Here is a 19,037-nt window from a genome sequence, read left to right as displayed (position 1 = left end):
AACGCCAGCGAACGCCAACCAAGAGGAGGACGCCGGATGGCGGACAACACCACAAACTTAAAGGATGTGCCGCAAGCTAAGAAAGCGGCACAGGACGAGGCGGGCTATTGGGCCGCCAACGTCCGCATGATCTATTGGAGCCTCGCCATCTGGGCGACGGTTTCCTTTGGGTTCGGCATTCTGCTGCGCCCGTTGCTGAAGGGCATCGAAGTCGGCGGCACCGACCTCGGTTTCTGGTTCGCGCAACAGGGGTCGATCCTGGTCTTCCTGGGCCTGATCTTCTTCTACGCCTGGCGCATGAACAAACTCGATAAGCAATACGGCGTTGAGGAGGACTGATCCATGGACCAGTTTACACTAAACCTGCTGTTTGTGGGCGCCTCCTTCGCGCTCTACATCGGCATCGCGGTCTGGGCCCGTGCCGGCTCCACCAGCGAATTCTACGCCGCCGGTCGCGGTGTTCACCCTGTCACCAACGGCATGGCCACGGCGGCTGACTGGATGTCGGCGGCCTCGTTCATCTCCATGGCGGGCCTGATTGCCTTCACCGGCTACGACAATTCGTCCTTCCTGATGGGTTGGACGGGCGGCTACGTGCTCTTGGCCCTGCTGCTGGCGCCTTACCTGCGTAAGTTCGGCAAGTTCACCGTGTCCGAGTTTATCGGTGACCGCTTCTACAGCCCGACCGCGCGCCTTGTGGCCGTGATCTGCCTGATCGTCGCCTCGGTGACCTACGTGATCGGTCAGATGACCGGTGTTGGCGTGGCCTTCGGTCGCTTCCTAGAGATCTCGAACACCGCCGGTCTGCTGATCGGGGCCTGTGTCGTGTTCGCCTACGCCGTGTTCGGCGGCATGAAGGGCGTGACCTACACCCAGGTTGCTCAGTACTGCGTGCTGATCCTGGCTTACACGATCCCGGCCGTCTTCATCTCGCTGCAACTGACCGGCACGCCGATCCCGGCTCTGGGTCTGTTTAGCTCGGTCGAAGCCTCTGGCGGCGAAGGCTCGGTCTATCTGCTGACCAAGCTGGACGAGATCGTCACCGATCTGGGCTTTGCCAGCTATACCGAAGCCCACAAAGACAACCTGAACATGGTTCTGTTCACGCTGTCGCTGATGATCGGTACCGCGGGTCTGCCCCACGTGATCATGCGCTTCTTCACCGTGCCCAAGGTCTCCGACGCCCGTTGGTCCGCTGGTTGGACGCTGGTGTTCATCGCCCTGCTGTACCTGACGGCCCCGGCTGTTGGCGCCATGGCTCGCCTGAACATCACCGACCTGATGTGGCCGAATGGTACCTCCGGTGAGGCCGTGTCTGTCGAACAGATCGAGACCCAGGACGAATACGCCTGGATGCTGACCTGGCAGAAAACCGGTCTGCTGGACTGGGAAGACAAGAACGGCGACGGCAAGATCCAGTACTACAACGACAAGTCCGAAGCCATGGCTGCCACGGCTGCCGCGAACGGCTGGGAAGGCAACGAGCTGACCAAGTTCAACCGCGACATCCTGGTTCTGGCCAACCCCGAGATTGCCAACCTGCCGGGTTGGGTGATCGGTCTGGTGGCGGCTGGTGGCCTTGCGGCGGCTCTGTCCACGGCGGCTGGCCTGCTGCTGGCGATCTCCTCGGCGGTGTCCCACGACCTGCTGAAGGGTCAGCTGACGCCGAACATGTCCGAGAAGGCTGAGCTGATGTCCGCACGGGGCGCCATGGCGATTGCCATCGCGGTGGCCACCTACCTGGGCCTCAATCCTCCGGGCTTTGCGGCGCAGACAGTGGCCCTGGCCTTCGGTCTGGCGGCAGCGTCGATCTTCCCGGCCCTGATGATGGGGATCTTCTCCAAGCGGGTGAACAACGTCGGCGCAGTCGCGGGGATGCTCTCCGGTCTGATCTTCACGCTGATCTACATCTTCCTGCACAAGGGTTGGTTCTTCGTGGCCGGCACCAACAGCTTCCCCGACACCGTCGACGGCTCGCTGTTCGGGATCCAGTCCACGGCCATCGGTGCCATCGGCGCGATCATCAACTTCGCCGTTGCCTACGGTGTGTCCCTGGCCACGGCCGACACCCCGCAGGAGATCAAGGACCTGGTCGAAAGCGTCCGCGTGCCTGCCGGTGCCGGTGCGGCTGTCGATCACTGATCGCACTCTGGACCGGCGGACCTCTCCCCCTGCCGGTCCTCTCTTGGCTTCGCCTCCCAGCTTTGGGGGCGGAGCCTCTTTCGTCCGGGGGTTGACCCATGACTGACGAGATCCTGACATTCCTGGCCCGACAGCATCCCTATGATGCCTTGTCCGAGGCCACGCGCGCCGAGGTGGCGGCTGCCTCCACCTGGATCGACCTGGACGCTGACGCGCCGGTCTATGCGCTTGGCACCAACCTGACAGGTCTTTACGTCATTGCCAGTGGCCAGGTGCGGATCACCGACGGTGATGGCACGATCTTGTCACTGCTGGCCTCTGGCAACAGTTTCGGGGAACGGGGTCTGCTGCGCGATGGGCGCGCCGCGACGACCGCCGTTACCCAAGACCCCACCCGCCTGCTGCATCTGCCCGCGGACCTGTTCCACCGCTTGCACGGCGAGGACGCGACCTTTCGGGCTTTCTTTGCCCGGGGTCGTTCTGCGCCCGAGGCGCCCCGTCCCAGCGATCTGTCTGCAACCCGTGTGGCCGACCTTATGGTGCGCGACCCCATTGCCGTGGCGGGCGATGTGACGGTGATTGCCGCCGCACAGATGATGCAGGCGCGCAAGATTTCCTGCCTTTGCATCACCGAGGGCACGCGCCTGATCGGTCTCGTGACCTTGCGAGATCTCGTCGGACGGGCGCTGGCCGAAGGCATCGCCGGTGACACGCCCCTGTCCCAGATCATGACGCGGGACCCGATCACCTTGCCGCCCGAGGCGACGGGGACCGATGTCCTCCACCTCATGGCGGAGCGGCATATGGGTCACGTGCCCATTGTGGCCCGCGATCGCTTGCTGGGGATCGTGACCCAGACGGATCTGACCCGGTTCCAATCGGCGACCTCTGCCGGTTTGGTGGCCGAAGCCGCCCAAGCCACGGATGTGGAGGGCCTGGCCGCGGCCACGGCGCGCTTGCCTCAGATGTTGGCGCAGCTGGTTGCAGCGGGGCATCGACACGACACCGTCACCCGCGCGGTCACGGATGTGGCCGATGTGGTCACCCGCCGCTTGCTGGCCCTGGGCGAGGCGCAGCTGGGCCCGGCGCCGGGCCGATACCTCTGGTTGGCCTGTGGCAGCCAGGGGCGCCGGGAACAGACCGGCGTGTCAGACCAGGACAATGTGTTGATCCTGGAAGACGGGTTGCCGGACGAGGCTTTGCCCTGGTTCGATGCCCTTGCTCGCTTCGTCAGCGACGGGCTGAACGCCTGCGGATACATCTATTGCCCCGGCGATATGATGGCGACAAATCCCCGATGGACCATGCCTGTCAGTGCGTGGCGCGATACCTTCGCCGCTTGGATTGCCACCCCATCGAAAGAGGCGCAGATGCTCGCCTCGGTCATGTTCGACCTCCGCCCCATTGGCGGTGACATGGGGTTGTTCGACGGGCTCCACGCCGAGACGTTGGCTCAAGCCTCGGGGAATTCGATCTTTACGGCCCATATGGCGACGAACGCCCTGTCCCATGCGCCGCCCTTGGGTATGCTGCGGGGCTTTGCGACCATCCGCTCTGGCGAGCATCGCAAGACCATTGACCTCAAGCTGTCCGGTGTGGTGCCCGTGGTCGATTTGGCCCGGATGTACGCGCTACAATCGGCGGGCGAAGCGGTGGCGACGCGTGACCGTCTGACGGCCGCCATTGATGCGGGTGCCGTCAGCGCCTCTGGCGGGCGGGATCTGCTTGATGCCTATGATCTGATCGCGGACACACGTCTGGCGCATCAGGCGCGCCAGATTCGCATGGGCCATGCGCCGGACAACTTTTTAGCGCCCAGCAGCCTGTCAGAATTTGAGCGAAGTCATCTACGCGATGCCTTTGTGGTGGTAAAACGCATGCAATCCGCCCTGATGCAGGGGCGCGGCCTGTTGGGGTAGGCAGGCCGCAGAACGGACCCGGGGGAGGGGAGAGACCATGTTCTTTGAATTGATCGGCACGATTGTGGCCGGGGTCGCAGCGGCGCTGTTGGTCTGGGCGATCAACCGCCCGCTGAAAGGGCGCCTGCCCCGCTGGCTGATGCCGGTGGCGGCTGGGGCGGCCATGTTGCTGGCCGCCATCAGCAGCGAATACGGCTGGTACGACCGCACGCGGGAACGGATGCCGGAGGGGATGGTCGTCGCGCAAACCATTGAGGAGCGATCCTTTTACCGTCCGTGGACCTATGCCGCACCCTATGTGACGCGCTTCGTCGCCGTGGACGTTGCGGCCAAGCGGACCCACCCGGATCAGCCGGGACAGCGCATCGTGGACCTTGTGTTCTATGGCCGCTGGGCCAGGACGGCCAAGATCCCCATGCTGTTCGACTGCGCCGAGGGGCGGCGCGCGGACATCGCCGATGGCGTCGCCTTTGCCCCAGACGGTGCGGTCGAAGGCGCGGATTGGCGCGCCGCGCCCGAGGGCGATCCGGTCTTTGCCGCCGCCTGCGCCGAGGTCTGAGCCATGGGCGGGGTCGGGTTGAGGCTGCGGATCTTTCTGTTCTTTTGCGTCGTTGGGCTTGGCTTCGTCGTGGTGTCCGGGGGCGCGGCGATCCTTGGCTATCGCCAGGCAGGCACGCCCGAGGCCTTCTCCGCCTTCGTGACCTCAGGCCTCGTCGGCGTGTTCGGGGGGCTCGCCCTGGTGACCTTCATCTGGCGCCTGTTCGATGAACACATCGGACGGCCTATCGACGGGCTGGCCGCAGACTTTCGCCTGCGGGCGCAGGCCGCCAGCGCACGGAGCATTGACGCGGGCGCCGCGCGCTATTTGGGGGATCTGGGCCCGGCGGCCGCTGCGCTACACCGTTCCAGCCAGGCGGAGGCCCAGGACGAGGCGACCGCGGACCGGATCGACGGGTTGGAGCGCCAACGTGCGCAGTTTCTGCGAATCCTGTCGGATATTCCCGTCGCCGTGATGATCGCGACGCCTTCCCACCAACTGGTTCTCTACGATGGGCAGGCCGCCGATATCCTGGAACGGGTGAGCCCGCCCAGGCTGATGGCGTCGCTCTATGACTACTTTGAGCCCCAAACGTTGGACGCGGCGCTGGACCGCGTGCCCACGGCGCGGGAGGGGCTCTGCGCAATCTCAATCACCTCCCGCGCGGGGCACCTTTATACCGGGCACCTCCGGCGGTTTGATGCCCCGGCGGGCTATGCGCTGATGTTGACACCGCTGGCGCCGTCGGCGGCCCGTCCCTTGGTCTATGACTTCGATCTGTTTGATCGCGCACCCTCCGACGCGGTGGAGGCGACGGCCCTGCGGGATCTGACCTTTGTGGTGTTCGACAGCGAAACGACGGGTTTGGACCCAGCCCGGGACGAGGTCGTGCAACTGGGAGCGGTGCGCGTCGTGAACGGCCGCGTGATCCCGTCGGAGCGCTTTGAGACCCTCGTCAACCCGGGGCGATCCATCCCGGCTGCCTCGACCAAGGTCCACGGCATCGACGACACCATGGTCGCGGATGCCCCGGCCCTGTTGGAGGTCTGCGCGGCGTTCCATGGCTTTGCCGACGGCGCGGTTCTGCTGGCCCATAACGCACCCTTTGACATGGCGTTCTTGCGGCGTGCTGGCGATGCGGCGGGGCTGCGGTTCGACCATGCGGTGTTGGATACGGTCCATTTGTCCGCCATCGTGTTCGGTGGCGCGGCGGAACACACGCTGGATGCGATCTGTGATCGTCTCGACATCGAGGTGCGCGCCGATTTGCGTCACACGGCCATGGGGGACGCCATCGCCACGGCCCAGGCGTTCGCGGCGATGCTGCCTGTGTTGGAGGCGCGGGGCCTCGGGACCTATGGCGCCGTCCGGGCGGAGGCGCAGAAGCACGCCCGTATCCTGAAACTGGAAGGATAGCCGCAAGGCAACCCTCCGCGTCATCGGTGCGCTGCCCCCTGTCGCGCGGATGTGATGTGGCCACTGGACAGGTCAGGTGTCCGCCGAACACAACAGATTGATGCCTCGCCTCTTTCTGTATGGCGCGCGCCTGCTAGGTCTGGAGGTCCAACCACCAGGAGACGCAGATGCAGCCTCGCCTCGCCCCGCTCGCCCCCTCCGACGCGCTACTGTTGTTTGAAAGGACGCGGGCCCGCACCGACCGGCTGGCCGCGCCGCTCAGTCCCGAAGATATGATGCTGCAAAGCATGGAGGATGCCTCGCCCGCGAAATGGCATCTGGCCCATACCACGTGGTTCTTTGAAGAGTTCATCCTACGCCCGCGTCTGCCGACGTACGTCAGCCCCGATGACCGCTTCGCCTTCCTCTTCAACAGCTACTACGTCCAAGCCGGGCCGCGGCATGCGCGGGACAAGCGTGGATTGGTGTCGCGCCCGGGCGGCGAGGCGGTGCGCGCCTACCGTACCCATGTGGAGGACGCGCTGGCCGATCTGATGTCGGCGTCGCGCGATGACGCCGATGAGATCGCGGGGTTGGTAGAGTTGGGCTGCCACCATGAGATGCAGCATCAGGAGTTGTTGGTCACCGACCTGCTGCACGGATTGTCCCATAATCCGCTTCTGCCCGTCTACCGAGAGCCGGAGCCTTTGCCCGTGACCTCCGAGGTGCCCCTGACTTGGACCAAACACGACGAGGGCCTCGTGGAGATCGGTCATGATGGCGGCGGGTTTGCCTATGACTGTGAGGGGCCGCGCCACCGGACCTATCTCACCCCCTATGAGATTGCCGACCGCCCGGTCACCAACCGCGAATGGATCGCCTTCATGGAAGACGGTGGCTACGGGGATGCGCGGCATTGGCTGATGGAAGGCCATGCCGTGGCCTTGCGCGAGGGGTGGGCGCATCCGCTCTATTGGTGGCAACAAGACGACACCTGGTGGACCTATACCCTCCGCGGGCCGCAACCCGTGGCGCTGGATGCCCCGGTGGTTCACGTCAGCTACTATGAGGCCGAGGCCTATGCCCGCTGGGCCGATGCGCGTTTGCCCACGGAGGCGGAGCACGAGATCGCCTTTGAGACAGACCCGATCCAAGGCAATTTTCTGGATGATGGCCCGTTGCGCCCCCTACCGGGTCGGGCAATCTGGGGCGACGTGTGGGAATGGACGGCCTCGCCCTTCACGCCCTATCCCGGTTTCCGGGCCCCCGAGGGGGCCCTGGGCGAATACAACGGCAAATTCATGGTCAACCAGATGGTGCTGCGCGGCGGATCCTGTGCGACGCCACGCGACCAAATGCGGACAAGCTACCGGACGTTCTTCTATCCCCATCAGCGCTGGCAGATGATGGGCCTGCGTTTGGCGAGGGACCTGTGATGCTGGACCAAACGAACACCGACCTTGTGACCGACGCCCTGGATGGCCTACGCGCGCCGCAAAAGTGGCTCTCGCCCAAGTGGTTCTATGACGACGCGGGCAGTGCCATATTCGAGCAGATCACCGATCTGCCGGAGTATTATCCCACCCGGACCGAGGCCGCGATTTTGCGCGATCATGCCGCGGCCTTGGCGGCGCTCGTGCCGGGTGGTGGCGCTTTGGTAGAGCTTGGCTCGGGGGCTTCGGTCAAGACAAGGACCCTGCTGGATGCGGGGTCGCATTTTGGGGCCTACGTGCCCATCGACATCTCCGAAGGCTTCTTGCTGGACACGGCGGGCGATTTGATGCGCCGGTATCCCGACCTGTCCATTCATCCGGTCGTGGGGGACTTCACTGGACCGGTGGATTTGCCGGATGCGGTCGCGGGGGCGTCAAAGGTAGGGTTTTTCCCCGGCTCAACCATCGGCAACCTCGATCCAGAGGCGGCCATCGACCTACTGGCGCGGGCGCGCGCTTGGCCGGATGCGCGGCATTTCATCCTGGGTGCGGATTTGGTCAAAGAGGTTCCGACCCTGGTGGCGGCCTATGACGATGCAGCCGGTGTGACGGCTGCCTTCAATCGCAACGTTTTGCACCGTCTCAACCGCGAGGCGGGGGCCAATTTCGACGTGGCGGCCTTTGCCCACGAGGCCCGCTGGTGCGACGACCCGGCCCGCATCGAAATGCACCTGGTGGCCACCCGCGCGATGCAGGTGACGCTTGGCCCGGAGGTGATCCATTTCGCGAATGGAGAGAGCATCCATACCGAAAGTTGTCGCAAGTACACGCCAGACACCCTGGGACAGCTTGCCGAGGCCGCAGGGTGGGGTTTGGCGGAGCTGCTCACGGACGAGCAGGACCGGTTTGCCGTCGCTATCTTGCAGGCATGACGCGCTGTGCTGTGACGCCCGACGTCTTGCTTCGGGGCGGACCCGTTGGCCCTGCGAAAGGAGGGGCGTGCATGCCATATCCTCAGGCGGTCGATGTCTCGGTAAAGCGCGTTGTAGCTCAAGATGCGGTGGCGCATTAGGAGGTGTTGCTTGGTTGGCAGGGCCTTGGGGTAGAGGGGTAACCGCGCCGCCCGCTGCGTCCTGGGTCGCGCCGTCATGACTTGGGGCGCAAGAACCTTGCGCGTGCACTCCGCCCGGCCGCCCCTTTGCGCGCAAGGGGTCAGCTGCTGCCTGTCCCATAGAGGACCTGGTCCGCACCAAAGCGCCGGATCCGCGCGATTTCCACCATGCCCAGCCGGTCCAGCACGGCACGGGACCGATGGTTCGCCGTCTGTGTCTCGGCGATGATCCTAGGCAGCCCCAAGTCGGTGATCGCAAAGACCCGAACCCGACGCGCGGCCTCCGATGCGAAGCCGTTCCCCCATTGGTCAGGATCGAATTGATAGGACACCTCGTGGTCTTCCCCGTCCTTATGGCGGCTAAGTTCGATGACCCCCAGCATGGTGTCGCTCTCAGGTTTTGTGACGGCCCAAGACCAGCCGCTGATGGGCGGCGCCGTCAGGGCCGCAAAGCGTGCCTGCCGCACGTCATAGGGTTGCACGCCTCCGAGAAACCGACGCACCCGCGGATCGCCCGTCAGTCGGAGAAAACCCGTCCGGTCGCCCGCCCCTAACCCGCGCAGGCGCAGACGGTCTGTGATGAGGATTGGCGGATCGGCCATTCGTCGCGCGGTCCCGTCCCTCTGATTTCGTGCGATTGCCTTGGGGATTGTGGCCCGTCATCACCTTTGGCTGGCGCAAAGACACTCCCCCTTGACGCGGATCAATGCCTGCGATGGGCACGCGATCTAGGCGTTGCCCTCAACTTCCATGCGAAAGGTCCCTCCCATGCGCGTGTCCGTCCTGTTTCTCTTGCTCGCCGGTTGTGTCTCCTACGGTCCCTCGGAGTGGGACATCAGCGCCGAGCGCGGTGCCCGCCTCTATGATCGCATGTGCGCGTCCTGCCATGGGGCCGATGGTACCGGCGGCTTGGGGCCTGACCTGACCCAATTGTCCGCCCGCAATGGTGGCACCTTCCCAGATGAATTCGTGATGGGCACAATCGATGGCCTGGACCGGCACGGCGACGCCGATGCCGTTATGCCCGAGTTCGGCGCAGAGGGCCTGGGCGAAACCGTCATCATCGAGCATGACGGCTTTGGTACGCCGGTCCCCGCCGATCTGTTGGCCCTGACCGCTTATGTGGAAAGCCTGCAGCGGTAACCCCTATACATTTCGCGCTGGGCCGCGTAGCAGCGCCCCTTGGCCGCCTGATCCGGGGCGGCGCGGGATGGAATGCGATGAAACAGACACTTGCCGATGCCCTGGCCGAGCGTGGCTATGACACCCTGACACCGGTCCAGCAGGCGGTTCTGGCGCCCGAGTTGGATGGGGTCGATATGCTGGTTTCGGCCCAAACCGGGTCGGGCAAGACCCTGGGGTTCGGCCTCGCCATCGCGCCGACGATCCTTGGCGTGTCCGAGACCTTCGATGGGGCGGCGGCCCCCTTGGCCCTGATCGTGGCCCCAACGCGCGAATTGGCTATGCAGGTCAAACGGGAGTTGGCGTGGCTTTATGCCAAGGCGGGGGCTGTCATCGCCTCGACCGTGGGCGGCATGGACATGCGCGACGAGCGGCGGGCGCTGGCCCGTGGCGCCCATGTGGTCGTCGCGACGCCGGGCCGGCTGCGCGATCATATTCAGCGGGGCTCCATCGACCTGGGTTCTGTCCGAGCCGTGGTGCTGGACGAGGCCGATGAGATGTTGGACCTCGGGTTCCGCGAGGATCTGGAGTTCATCCTGTCCGAATGCCCCGATGCGCGGCAGACCCTGCTGTTTTCGGCCACGGTGCCCGCGGCCATCGCCAAACTGGCGGAAAGCTATCAGCAGGACGCCGTGCGCGTGGCCACTGTCTCGCAACAGACGCAGCATAGCGACATCACCTACCAGGCGCTGACCGTTTCGCCCCGCGACACCGAGGCCGCCGTGATCAACGTGCTGCGCTACCACGAGGCACCCAACGCCATCGTCTTCGCCAACACCCGCGCCATGGTCGCGCGGCTGACCACGCGCCTGTCGAACCGGGGGTTTCCCGTTGTGGCCCTGTCGGGGGAGTTGAGCCAACAGGAGCGGACCAACGCACTGCAAGCCATGCGCGACGGGCGCGCGCGGGTCTGCGTGGCGACCGATGTGGCGGCGCGGGGGATCGACCTGCCGAACTTGGATCTGGTGGTCCATGCGGAGCTGCCCACCGGGTCCGACACCTTGTTGCACCGTTCGGGCCGGACGGGCCGGGCCGGGCGCAAGGGGGTCAGCGCTTTGATCGTGCCGCCCGCCGCCGTGAAGAAGGCTCACCGCCTGCTGGGCTGGGCCAAGCTCAAGGCGGAGTGGCAGGCCGCGCCCTCCGCCGATGAGGTCCGCGCCAAGGACCGGGAGCGGATGCTGGAGGATCCCGCCTGGTTCGAGGAAACCACCGAGAGCGAGTCGCCCTCGGTCGTGGAACTGGCCGCGCGGTTCTCGCCCGAGCAGTTGGCCACGGCCTATCTGCGCCTGATGTCCCGCCACCGTACCGCGCCCGAGGAACTGACCGAGGTCACGCACGACGCCCCCCGTCCTAAGCGGGAGTTTGGGGCCAGCCGTTGGTTTGAGATCTCTGGCGGTCGCGATAAGCGCCTGGATCCCAAGCGTCTGCTGCCGATCCTGTGCAAAGCGGGTGACGTGACCCGTGATGCCGTGGGCGCCATCCGCATCCGCGACACCCAGAGTTTCGTGCAGATCGCCGAGGGCGAGGCAGACGCCTTCTTTGAGGCGGCGCGCGATGGGATCGAGGGTGGGCTGAACCTGCGTCCGTCCGACGGCCCCCCGCCCGATGATCGCGGGCCGCGTCCCGGTGGCAAGGGCAGGCCGGGCGGCGCTAAGTTCGGTAAGCCCCGGTTCAAGCCGAAGGGGCCACGCCCGCCCGAGGGGAAGCCGAACAGCAAGAAGAATAAGGCTCGCGCCGCCCAAGGCGGTAAGCACAAGTCATAAACTGTCGGCGGTCAGCCAGGGATAAAAACGGCGACCCAATGGCCGCCGCTCGCAAGTGACCCTGCCCCGGCCCTCGCGCCGGGGCCCCGGCGCTGGGGCCGGGGCAGGGGGCGCCTTATTCGACGCCCCAGATGCCTTTGTAGACATCGCGGTAGCCGTTGCCGGGATCGAAGATGTTGTCATCGCCGCCATCAAGCGCGATGTTTTCAGCCGTCACAACATGCAGGGGCGAGAGGTAGCCGGAGCATTCGGCGCCCTGCATCGCACGGTTCAACTCATCCACCAGCTGCCAGCCCTGCAGGTTCAGCGGCTCGGCCACGGTCACGGCCTGGTACTGGCCCGCGCGGATCCGCTGATAGGCGCTTTCCGACCCGTCCCCGGCGGCAACCGCCAAGGGGCGCGCATCCCCCGCGATCCCGGCGGAGGCCAGGGACGGCCCCATGAAATCGAAGTAAATGTCGTTGATCGCCAGGCTGTGGGTCCAGGCCGCGCCATGGCGCTGCAACAGGGCCGTGGTCAGCGTGGGCATCCGGTTGGACGTGTCGGCAATCGGCGTGTCCACATACTCCAGCACGGTGCCGCCCAGGGCCTCGATCTCTTCCTTGATGCGGTCTGCTTTGGCGATGGCGATCTGGAAGGTCGAGTCGGTGAAGATCACCACCCCGGGCTCGCCATCGGCATCGGCGAAGGCCCATTGTGCCGAGGCCGCCGAGACCTCCATCGCGTCGGTCGAGACATTGGCGAAGATGCCGTTGCCCGGATCGCAGCCGATGACCGGGCCGGAGTGCCAGGCCACCATGGGGATCCCCGCCTCGGCGGCTTGTTCGATGGCGGCCTGCTGTTCGGTCGAGTCGAAGCCGTTGATGATGATCCCATCGGGTTGCAGGGCAAAGGCCTGACCAAAGGCGGCGGCGCGGCTCTGCACCGATCCGGCGCCGTCGAGCACGTTGACGGACCAACCCGCGGCGGCGGCGGCCTCTTCGACGCCCTTGGTCACGCCCAGGATGCCGCCGTTCTTCAGGTCACCGGCCAGCACCACGATGCGGGCGTTTTCCATGGCGGCGGGGCCTTCGGTGGGGCCATCCCATTCGGTCTTGGGGCCTGCGTATTTCGCGACGCTCTCCATCGCTGCTTCGATCTTGGCGGCGTGGCCGTCCGCAAAGGCGGGCAGGGCGATCATCGCCGCGACGCCGGTCAGTAGGGTTCTCTTCAGCATAGTTGTTCCTCCCATGGAATGCTGATGGTTACTTGCGCGCAGCACCTTTTTTGCGCTGCGCATAGCCTGCGATGCCGATGGCGATCAGCAGGGTCATGCCGTTGAACAGGGGCTCTACCCAGAAGGAGCCGCCGAATTGCTGGATGCCGGAGATGCCCACGGCCAGGATGACCACACCGGTGATCGTGCCCCAGACATTGACGCGGCCCGGTTTGATCGTGGTCGAGCCGAGGAAGGCCCCCACCAGCGCGGGCAGCAGGTATTCGAGCCCGACGGAGGCCTGGCCAATCCGCAGTTTCGACGCCAGCAGGACACCGGCCAGCGCCGTCAGCGTCCCAGAGGTCACGAAGGCCCCCACCACATATTTACGCGTCGGGATCCCGTTCAGCTGCGCCGCCTTGGGGTTCGCGCCAATGGCGTAAAGGTACCGGCCAACGGGTGTGTATTCGAGGATCAGCCACATCACGATGGTAATCGCCAGGACGTAGAACCCGGTCACCGGCAGCCCAAAGGCAAACCCCGTCAGGTCAAAGAACCCCTCGGGCAGGACGCCGACCATCTGCCGCCCGCCCGTGTGCCACAACGCAAGCGCATAAAGGACAGTGCCCGTGCCCAGCGTCGCGATGAAGGCGTCGATCTTGGCGACCTCCACAAGGAAGCCGTTGAAGACGCCGGTGACGGCCCCCAGGATCAGCACGATCCCCACGGCGACGGGCCAAGGCAGGCCGTACATGGTTTGCAGGGAAATCGCGAGGATGTGCCAGAGCGCGATCCCATAGCCCACGGTCAGGTCGATGCGCCCAGCGACCATGGGGATCATTGCCGCCAGGGCCAGCAAGGCGATGATCGACTTATCGGCGATGATCGCCCGCAGGTTCAAAAGCGTCGGGAAGGTGTTCGGCAGTAGGATCGAGAACAGCACGATCAGCAGCGCCGTCAGGATCACCAGCCCATAGACTGGGGCCAATCGGATCAGTTTGTCGGCCAGGCCCATGCGGGCCAACTCATCGCGGGTGGGTTCCAGCGCGTCGGATTCAACGGAATTCATGGGGCAAGGTCCTCAAGCGGCTTCGTCACCGGCCGAGGCGGCCTGGATCAGGGTTTCGGTGGAGAGGGTGACACCAGAAAGCTCACCCACGACGCGCCCGCGGCTGAAGACCACGGCACGGTGACAGATGTTGGCGATTTCCTCGAAATCGGTGGAGACGACGAGGACGCCCATGCCCGAGGCCAACGCCTCGAACAGTAGATGATAGATTTCGGCCTTGGCACCGACATCGACGCCCGCCGTCGGATCTTCGGCGATCAGCAGGCGGCGCCCGGTGTCGAGCCAACGTCCGACGACGACCTTTTGCTGGTTACCCCCGGACAGGGCCTCGATGGCCAAGGTCGGGTCGTTTGGCGAGAGGCCGACCTTCTCGCCCAGGTCACGCGCCATGGCATCCTCGGTCGCGACCGAGGTCATGGACATCATGGGGCGCCCCGTGGCCGCCGGATTGAGGAAGGCATTTTCCCGGATGGTCAGCGCGGGCGCGATGCTTTCGACCACGCGGTCGCGGGCGACAAACCCGATGCCCGAGCCCATGGCAGCGCGTGGTGACGACAGGTCCGGCGCATTGCCGTCCAGCAGCACTTCGCCCTCATGCGCCTCCAGCCCATAGAGCGCGCGCCCGATGTCCTCGTGCCCCGCACCGCGCAGACCGACGAGACCGATCATCTCACCGCGCTTGATCTCCAGGTCGATGGGGCCGGCGTTTGCCGTCCGCAGGGCCGTCGCTGTCAGCAGGGCCGCGCCCTCCTGCACCTCGGGGCGGGCAATCTCGCGCGCTTTGCGCCCAACGATCAGGCTCACCAATTCCTCGGGGTTGGTGTGGTCGATGTCGCGCATCCCAACCATTTTCCCGTCACGAAGCACCGCAACCCGGTCAGAGATCTGGAAGACTTCGTCCAAGCGGTGGCTGACGTAGATCATGCCCACGCCCTTGTCCTTGAGCGGGCGGAGCGCCGCAAACAGGCGTTCTACTTCATCGGCGGGCAGGGAAGCTGTTGGTTCGTCCAGCACCAGGAAATCGCAGTCCACGGCCAGGGCGCGGGCGATGGCCACAAGGCTCTTTTCCGTGCGAGTGAGCGATGACACGCGGGCGGTCGGCTCAAACTCCGCATCCACATGGGCCAGGGCGCGGCGCGCCAGGTCTTCGGTCGCGGGCCAGTCGATGCGGCCCATCTTCTTAGGGTAGCCAACCGCCATGGCGATATTCTCTGCGACGGACATCCACTCGATCAGACCCAGGTCCTGGTGAATGAAGGCCACAGCCTGTCGGACCGAGGATTGGCCCGACACATGGCGATAGGGAACCCCGTCCACCAGAACGTCCCCAGTGTCGGGCGTATGGATACCACCCAGCGTTTTGATGAGGGTCGATTTGCCTGCGCCGTTCTCACCCAACAGGGCGACGATCTCGCCCCGATTGATGTGCAGCGAGACACCGCGCAGGGCGTGCGTGCCCCCGAATGTCTTTTCGACCGAATCGAAAAATAGGCCGTCCTGTGTGGTCATGCGCCCTCCTCCCTGGGTCACCAGCGGCATGGGTTACCGGTAACGTGACGTAGCATTGGACTGGATCGGAACTCTGTCAAGCTAGAAAAGATACCGATAACAATTTGGGGAAGACAGGCGGTTTCCGACGCGCTACATCCCTGAGGATATGGCAAAACGACCGAACCCCGGCCTCCAGGCCATCGCGGACCGTGTGGGTGTCAGCAAGATGACCGTCAGCCGTGTGCTGCGCGGCGGGGGTGGGTTTTCTGCGGAAACCGAGGCCAAGGTGCGCGAGGCGGCGGATGCCCTGGGCTACGTTCCGAATCGTCTGGCGGCGGCCTTTGGGCGGTCGGGTACTTCGACGTTGGTGGGTGTCTGCGTGCCACGTCTGAACTCGGCCCTGTTCGGGTCGGTGCTGGAGTCACTTAACGCTACGCTCGCCCGCTTAGGCTATGACACCATGATCGGCGCGCATGACCATCTGCCCTCGGAAGAGGAGGCCTGGATCCGCGCGCTGGCTGCGTGGAAGCCCGCCGCGGTCGTGCTGACAAGTCGGGAGCACTCCGCCCGCACCCTGTCGACCCTGCGCGATATGTCCGTCCCCGTGCTGGAGATGTGGGACCTGCGCACCGCGCCGATCGACCTGTCGGTGGGGTTCTCTCACTACGACAACGGCTGGGAGATGGCGCGCACCATTGCCAACGCGGGGCGGCAGCGCATAGGCTATATCGGTGGCCTGGCCGAGCGGCAGACTATGGGGGCGGTGCGTCTCAATGGCTTCCGCAAGGGCTTGGATGAGGCCGGACTGTCCGTCTTCGCCGAAGAGCGTTTGACCGACCGACCTGGTTTCTACTCGGGCTACTACGCGACCGAGATGCTGCTGGCCCGTGCGCCTAAGCTGGATGCGATTTACTACCAAGACGACGAGATGGCGATTGGCGGACAGGCCTATCTGACCGCACGCGGTATCCGTGTGCCCGATGATATCGGGATCGCTGGCTGGGGCGGGATGGAGGCGGCGTCGATCCTGCCGCGCCGTCTGACGACCACCATGGTGCCGACCACCCGGCTGGGCAAAGTGGCCGCCGAAGCCCTGGTGTCCCGCCTTCGCGATGCCCCCGTTCAAGATGTGACCGTCGTGCAGACGCGGCTGGTTCCAGGCTCCACCATCTAGAGGTTTCCCATGCATGTCACCCAAACCCCGATGCTGACCCATACGGGCGCCATGGCCATGTTGGCCGCCGCCGTGGCCGAGGCCGTACGGATGGGCCAACCCCAGTGCATCGTCATCGTCGATGCCTCCTGCGTGCCGCTCGTAGAGTTCCGCATGACCGGGTCCAAACCGCTCAGCATCAACTCCGCGCGCGCCAAGGCGCAGACGGCGGCCAGCATCGGGGCTGAGACAGTAAACATCCCCGAAGCGGTGCGCACCGGGATCGGCCTGGCAACCGGTGGGGCGGTGACCGGCTTGCCCGGCGGCTTGCCCATTGTCGTGGATGGCGCGGTCATTGGCGGCATCGGCATCGGCTCCGGCTCAGGCGATCAGGACATCGCGGTGGCGAAGGCAGCCTTGGCGGCGCTCTCTGCTTGACATTATTTGTTATCGGTAACATCAACGGTCCCAACTGCTGACAAGGAGGAGGGGTCCGCGATGACCGTAACAGTTTCCCTGATCGGGGCCGGGGCCATGGGCGGGGCCATCGGGACGCGTCTGGCGCAGACGGGGCAAGCGCTGACCGTGTTCGACCTGGACGCGGACAAGGTCGCCGCCCTGGTCGCCGAAGGGGCCACCGCCGCCGAAAGTGGGGCCGCTGCGGGCGCGGCCAGTCCCAATGTCATCACCAGCCTCAACAGCCCGGGCATCGTCGAACGCGCGGTCTTCGGCCCCGGTGGCGTGGCCGAGGGTGCGGCGCCCGGCACGTTGATCATCGACATGTCCTCAATCGACCCGGACGCCACGAAGGATCTGGCCGCGCAGGCCGCCGAGAAGGGACTCCGCTGGGTCGACTCGCCCCTGTCGGGCGGGGCACCCAAGGCGCTGATCGGGGAACTCACCCTGATGTGTGGGGGCGCCGAGGCCGATGTGGAGGACGCCAAGACCGTCCTCTCACATGTGGCGAGTAACATCACCCGCATGGGCGACGTGGGCGCGGGGCAGACGACGAAGCTGATCAATCAGGTCCTCTGCGGGTTGAACTTCATGGCCGTGGCCGAGGCAACGCAGCTGGCCCTGGACGCAGGCGTTGATGCCGAGAAGATCCCCACCGCGCTCAAAGGGGGGCGCGCCGACAGTGCGATCCTGCAGGAATACATGCCACGCTTTGCCACCAAGGATTATCGGCGCACGGGCCGCATCGACAACATGGTCAAGGACCTGAACGGCGCCCAGGATCTGGCGCGCCGGACCCATACCTCCATGCCGCTGACGGCTCTGGCGGCCGAGGTGCACCGCATGCTGACCGCCGCCGGTCTGGGCGGCGAAGACCAGGCCGCGCTGATGGAATTCTTCAAAGGACCCAACAAGGAGCACTTCCAATGATCACCCGCTACGCCCTGTTTGAAGGCAGCGTCAAAGACGGCAAGACCGAAGCCTTCCGCGCCGCCGTGTTGGAGCGTCTTGTGCCCCTCTGGCGGCAGTTCCCCGGCAACACCGATGTGCGCGTCATGTTCAGCGAAGACCGCGACGAAGGCGCGCCGGAGTTTCCGCTGATTCTGGCCATAACCTATGCCGATGTCGCGGGTATGGAGAGCGCCCTGGCCAGCCCCTTCCGGGCGGAATCACGGGACGTGACGGGTGAGATCGTGGCCGAGTTTTTCGACGGTCGCATCCACCACCATGTGACCGAAGCCCGCGAGTGGGTCGCATAAATCCCCTGAAAGACTGATCTTTTCGTGCGCGCCCTCGGGCGCGCATTTTTATTGCGAAATCCTCTGGACATTACGTTACCGGTAACTATCCTCGGTGATAACGATACCATTCGTGCGAGCTGGGAGGCTCGACGCACGGATTACATGGGAGGATACGCGATGACGGGGCAGCAGCCCGTGATCTCCATGCGGGGCATCACGAAACGATTTGGCGGTGTGGTGGCGCTCAATGGCGTCGACCTGGACGCCTATGCCGGCGAGGTGCTGGCGATTGTCGGGGACAATGGCGCGGGCAAATCCACGCTGATCAAGATCCTGACGGGCGTCTATCAGCCGACCGAGGGTCACGTCGAACTCGACGGCAAGCGCTTCGCCATGGCCGACCATTCCGAGGCCATCGCCAACGGGATCGACGCCGTCTACCAAAACCTGGCCCTGGCTGATCACCTGACGCCTGCCCAGAACCTGTTCCTCGGCTCCGAACTGACGCGGAACATTTTCGGCATCCCAGTCCTCGACAATGAGCGGATGCTGCAAGAAGCGACCGAGGTGCTGAAATCCCGCCTGGGCGTCGAACTGCGCGACATGAACGTCGCCGCCGAAAGCCTGTCGGGCGGCCAACGCCAGGCCGTCGCCATCGCCCGCGCCGTGCGTCACAGCGACCTGCGCGTGCTGGTGATGGACGAGCCGACCGCCGCACTCGGGCCCCAGGAAACGGCCCGCACCCTGCAATTGATCAAGACGCTCCGCGATCAGGGGCTGGCCGTGATCGTCATCAGCCACGCGCTGGATGACGTGTTCGAGATTTCCGACCGCGTGCATGTGCAGCGGCGCGGACGCTGTGAGGGGGTCGTGATGACCAAAGATGTAACGCCAGAGGACCTGCTGGGTCTGATCACCGGCGCGAAGACGGCGGCGTAAAGGATGACGA

At 65.2% G+C, this 19,037-nt stretch carries 18 protein-coding genes; 14 read left to right on the top strand and 4 right to left on the bottom strand.

The features are described from left to right. The first annotated feature begins 36 nt into the window (after positions 1–36). The 7 genes from K5R33_RS04725 to egtD all read left to right on the top strand — a co-directional run bounded on the left by K5R33_RS04725 (position 37) and on the right by egtD (position 8,359). Positions 37–339, top strand: coding sequence for a DUF4212 domain-containing protein (locus K5R33_RS04725; RefSeq protein WP_220747800.1), 303 nt, complete (start codon positions 37–39; stop codon positions 337–339). Between the two features lie 3 nt (positions 340–342). Then, entirely contained in the window at positions 343–2,142 is a 1,800-nt protein-coding gene (locus K5R33_RS04720; protein WP_220747799.1) for a sodium:solute symporter family protein, read from the top strand. 98 nt (positions 2,143–2,240) lie between these two features. Then, a complete protein-coding gene (locus tag K5R33_RS04715; protein ID WP_220747798.1) occupies positions 2,241–4,061 on the top strand; it encodes a putative nucleotidyltransferase substrate binding domain-containing protein in 1,821 nt (606 codons plus the stop codon). Positions 4,062–4,098: 37 nt separating this feature from the next. Next, entirely contained in the window at positions 4,099–4,620 is a 522-nt protein-coding gene (locus tag K5R33_RS04710) for a hypothetical protein (protein WP_220747797.1), read from the top strand. An 18-nt stretch (positions 4,621–4,638) separates the two neighbouring features. Then, positions 4,639–6,015, top strand: a complete 1,377-nt coding sequence (locus K5R33_RS04705; protein WP_255588413.1) for a 3'-5' exonuclease — start codon at positions 4,639–4,641, stop codon at positions 6,013–6,015. A gap of 167 nt (positions 6,016–6,182) precedes the next feature. Continuing rightward, positions 6,183–7,430 carry an ergothioneine biosynthesis protein EgtB gene (egtB, locus tag K5R33_RS04700; protein WP_220747795.1) on the top strand — a complete coding sequence of 416 codons (1,248 nt, stop codon included), beginning with the start codon at positions 6,183–6,185 and terminating at the stop codon, positions 7,428–7,430. Beyond that, positions 7,430–8,359 carry an L-histidine N(alpha)-methyltransferase gene (gene egtD, locus K5R33_RS04695; protein WP_220747794.1) on the top strand — a complete coding sequence of 310 codons (930 nt, stop codon included), beginning with the start codon at positions 7,430–7,432 and terminating at the stop codon, positions 8,357–8,359. The genes egtB and egtD overlap by 1 nt, the downstream gene beginning before the upstream one ends. 280 nt (positions 8,360–8,639) lie before the next feature. Here the strand turns inward: egtD and K5R33_RS04690 are convergent, their stop codons facing one another. Beyond that, positions 8,640–9,140, bottom strand: a complete 501-nt coding sequence (locus tag K5R33_RS04690; protein ID WP_220747793.1) for a GNAT family N-acetyltransferase — start codon at positions 9,138–9,140, stop codon at positions 8,640–8,642. A 166-nt stretch (positions 9,141–9,306) separates the two neighbouring features. On the opposite strand from K5R33_RS04690, the gene K5R33_RS04685 reads away from it, so the two are divergent. Further along, entirely contained in the window at positions 9,307–9,681 is a 375-nt protein-coding gene (locus tag K5R33_RS04685) for a c-type cytochrome (RefSeq protein WP_220747792.1), read from the top strand. A 77-nt stretch (positions 9,682–9,758) separates the two neighbouring features. Then, on the top strand, positions 9,759–11,483 hold the full coding sequence (locus tag K5R33_RS04680; RefSeq protein ID WP_220747791.1) for a DEAD/DEAH box helicase: 1,725 nt from the start codon (positions 9,759–9,761) through the stop codon (positions 11,481–11,483). A 115-nt stretch (positions 11,484–11,598) separates the two neighbouring features. On the opposite strand, the gene K5R33_RS04675 is transcribed toward K5R33_RS04680, so the two are convergent. Genes K5R33_RS04675 through K5R33_RS04665 form a run of 3 tightly spaced genes read right to left on the bottom strand, consistent with a single transcriptional unit; the run spans position 11,599 to position 15,256 of the window. Next, complete coding sequence (locus K5R33_RS04675) at positions 11,599–12,699, bottom strand: substrate-binding domain-containing protein (RefSeq protein ID WP_255576018.1); 1,101 nt, start codon at positions 12,697–12,699, stop codon at positions 11,599–11,601. 28 nt (positions 12,700–12,727) lie between these two features. After that, complete coding sequence (locus K5R33_RS04670; RefSeq protein WP_220747790.1) at positions 12,728–13,747, bottom strand: ABC transporter permease; 1,020 nt, start codon at positions 13,745–13,747, stop codon at positions 12,728–12,730. 12 nt (positions 13,748–13,759) lie between these two features. After that, on the bottom strand, positions 13,760–15,256 hold the full coding sequence (locus K5R33_RS04665; RefSeq protein ID WP_220747789.1) for a sugar ABC transporter ATP-binding protein: 1,497 nt from the start codon (positions 15,254–15,256) through the stop codon (positions 13,760–13,762). Positions 15,257–15,404: 148 nt separating this feature from the next. Here K5R33_RS04665 and K5R33_RS04660 point away from each other — a divergent pair, with 148 nt between their 5' ends. The 5 genes from K5R33_RS04660 (at position 15,405) to K5R33_RS04640 (ending at position 19,027) form a co-directional block, all read left to right on the top strand. Further along, positions 15,405–16,412, top strand: a complete 1,008-nt coding sequence (locus tag K5R33_RS04660; RefSeq protein ID WP_220747788.1) for a LacI family DNA-binding transcriptional regulator — start codon at positions 15,405–15,407, stop codon at positions 16,410–16,412. 9 nt (positions 16,413–16,421) lie between these two features. Next, a complete protein-coding gene (locus K5R33_RS04655) occupies positions 16,422–16,829 on the top strand; it encodes a GlcG/HbpS family heme-binding protein (RefSeq protein ID WP_220747787.1) in 408 nt (135 codons plus the stop codon). A 60-nt stretch (positions 16,830–16,889) separates the two neighbouring features. Then, complete coding sequence (locus K5R33_RS04650; RefSeq protein WP_220747786.1) at positions 16,890–17,777, top strand: NAD(P)-dependent oxidoreductase; 888 nt, start codon at positions 16,890–16,892, stop codon at positions 17,775–17,777. After that, positions 17,774–18,106, top strand: a complete 333-nt coding sequence (locus tag K5R33_RS04645; protein ID WP_220747785.1) for an NIPSNAP family protein — start codon at positions 17,774–17,776, stop codon at positions 18,104–18,106. Before K5R33_RS04650 ends, K5R33_RS04645 begins: the two co-directional genes overlap by 4 nt. A 159-nt stretch (positions 18,107–18,265) precedes the next feature. Continuing rightward, positions 18,266–19,027, top strand: coding sequence for an ATP-binding cassette domain-containing protein (locus tag K5R33_RS04640; RefSeq protein WP_255576019.1), 762 nt, complete (start codon positions 18,266–18,268; stop codon positions 19,025–19,027). Positions 19,028–19,037: the final 10 nt, after the last annotated feature.

This window comes from Jannaschia pagri (assembly GCF_019655435.1).
Taxonomy (GTDB): domain Bacteria; phylum Pseudomonadota; class Alphaproteobacteria; order Rhodobacterales; family Rhodobacteraceae; genus Jannaschia; species Jannaschia pagri.
This window is presented reverse-complemented; position numbering and strand designations above follow the sequence as displayed.

What these genes read in the sequence shown, in the direction of transcription:
- K5R33_RS04725 (WP_220747800.1), top strand. Translation starts at nt 37, where the DNA reads ATGGCGGACAACACCACAAACTTAAAGGATGTGCCGCAAGCTAAGAAA.
- K5R33_RS04720 (WP_220747799.1), top strand. Translation starts at nt 343, where the DNA reads ATGGACCAGTTTACACTAAACCTGCTGTTTGTGGGCGCCTCCTTCGCG.
- K5R33_RS04715 (WP_220747798.1), top strand. Translation starts at nt 2,241, where the DNA reads ATGACTGACGAGATCCTGACATTCCTGGCCCGACAGCATCCCTATGAT.
- K5R33_RS04710 (WP_220747797.1), top strand. Translation starts at nt 4,099, where the DNA reads ATGTTCTTTGAATTGATCGGCACGATTGTGGCCGGGGTCGCAGCGGCG.
- egtB (WP_220747795.1), top strand. Translation starts at nt 6,183, where the DNA reads ATGCAGCCTCGCCTCGCCCCGCTCGCCCCCTCCGACGCGCTACTGTTG.
- egtD (WP_220747794.1), top strand. Translation starts at nt 7,430, where the DNA reads ATGCTGGACCAAACGAACACCGACCTTGTGACCGACGCCCTGGATGGC.
- K5R33_RS04690 (WP_220747793.1), bottom strand. Translation starts at nt 9,140, where the DNA reads ATGGCCGATCCGCCAATCCTCATCACAGACCGTCTGCGCCTGCGCGGG.
- K5R33_RS04685 (WP_220747792.1), top strand. Translation starts at nt 9,307, where the DNA reads ATGCGCGTGTCCGTCCTGTTTCTCTTGCTCGCCGGTTGTGTCTCCTAC.
- K5R33_RS04680 (WP_220747791.1), top strand. Translation starts at nt 9,759, where the DNA reads ATGAAACAGACACTTGCCGATGCCCTGGCCGAGCGTGGCTATGACACC.
- K5R33_RS04675 (WP_255576018.1), bottom strand. Translation starts at nt 12,699, where the DNA reads ATGCTGAAGAGAACCCTACTGACCGGCGTCGCGGCGATGATCGCCCTG.
- K5R33_RS04670 (WP_220747790.1), bottom strand. Translation starts at nt 13,747, where the DNA reads ATGAATTCCGTTGAATCCGACGCGCTGGAACCCACCCGCGATGAGTTG.
- K5R33_RS04665 (WP_220747789.1), bottom strand. Translation starts at nt 15,256, where the DNA reads ATGACCACACAGGACGGCCTATTTTTCGATTCGGTCGAAAAGACATTC.
- K5R33_RS04660 (WP_220747788.1), top strand. Translation starts at nt 15,405, where the DNA reads ATGGCAAAACGACCGAACCCCGGCCTCCAGGCCATCGCGGACCGTGTG.
- K5R33_RS04655 (WP_220747787.1), top strand. Translation starts at nt 16,422, where the DNA reads ATGCATGTCACCCAAACCCCGATGCTGACCCATACGGGCGCCATGGCC.
- K5R33_RS04650 (WP_220747786.1), top strand. Translation starts at nt 16,890, where the DNA reads ATGACCGTAACAGTTTCCCTGATCGGGGCCGGGGCCATGGGCGGGGCC.
- K5R33_RS04645 (WP_220747785.1), top strand. Translation starts at nt 17,774, where the DNA reads ATGATCACCCGCTACGCCCTGTTTGAAGGCAGCGTCAAAGACGGCAAG.
- K5R33_RS04640 (WP_255576019.1), top strand. Translation starts at nt 18,266, where the DNA reads ATGACGGGGCAGCAGCCCGTGATCTCCATGCGGGGCATCACGAAACGA.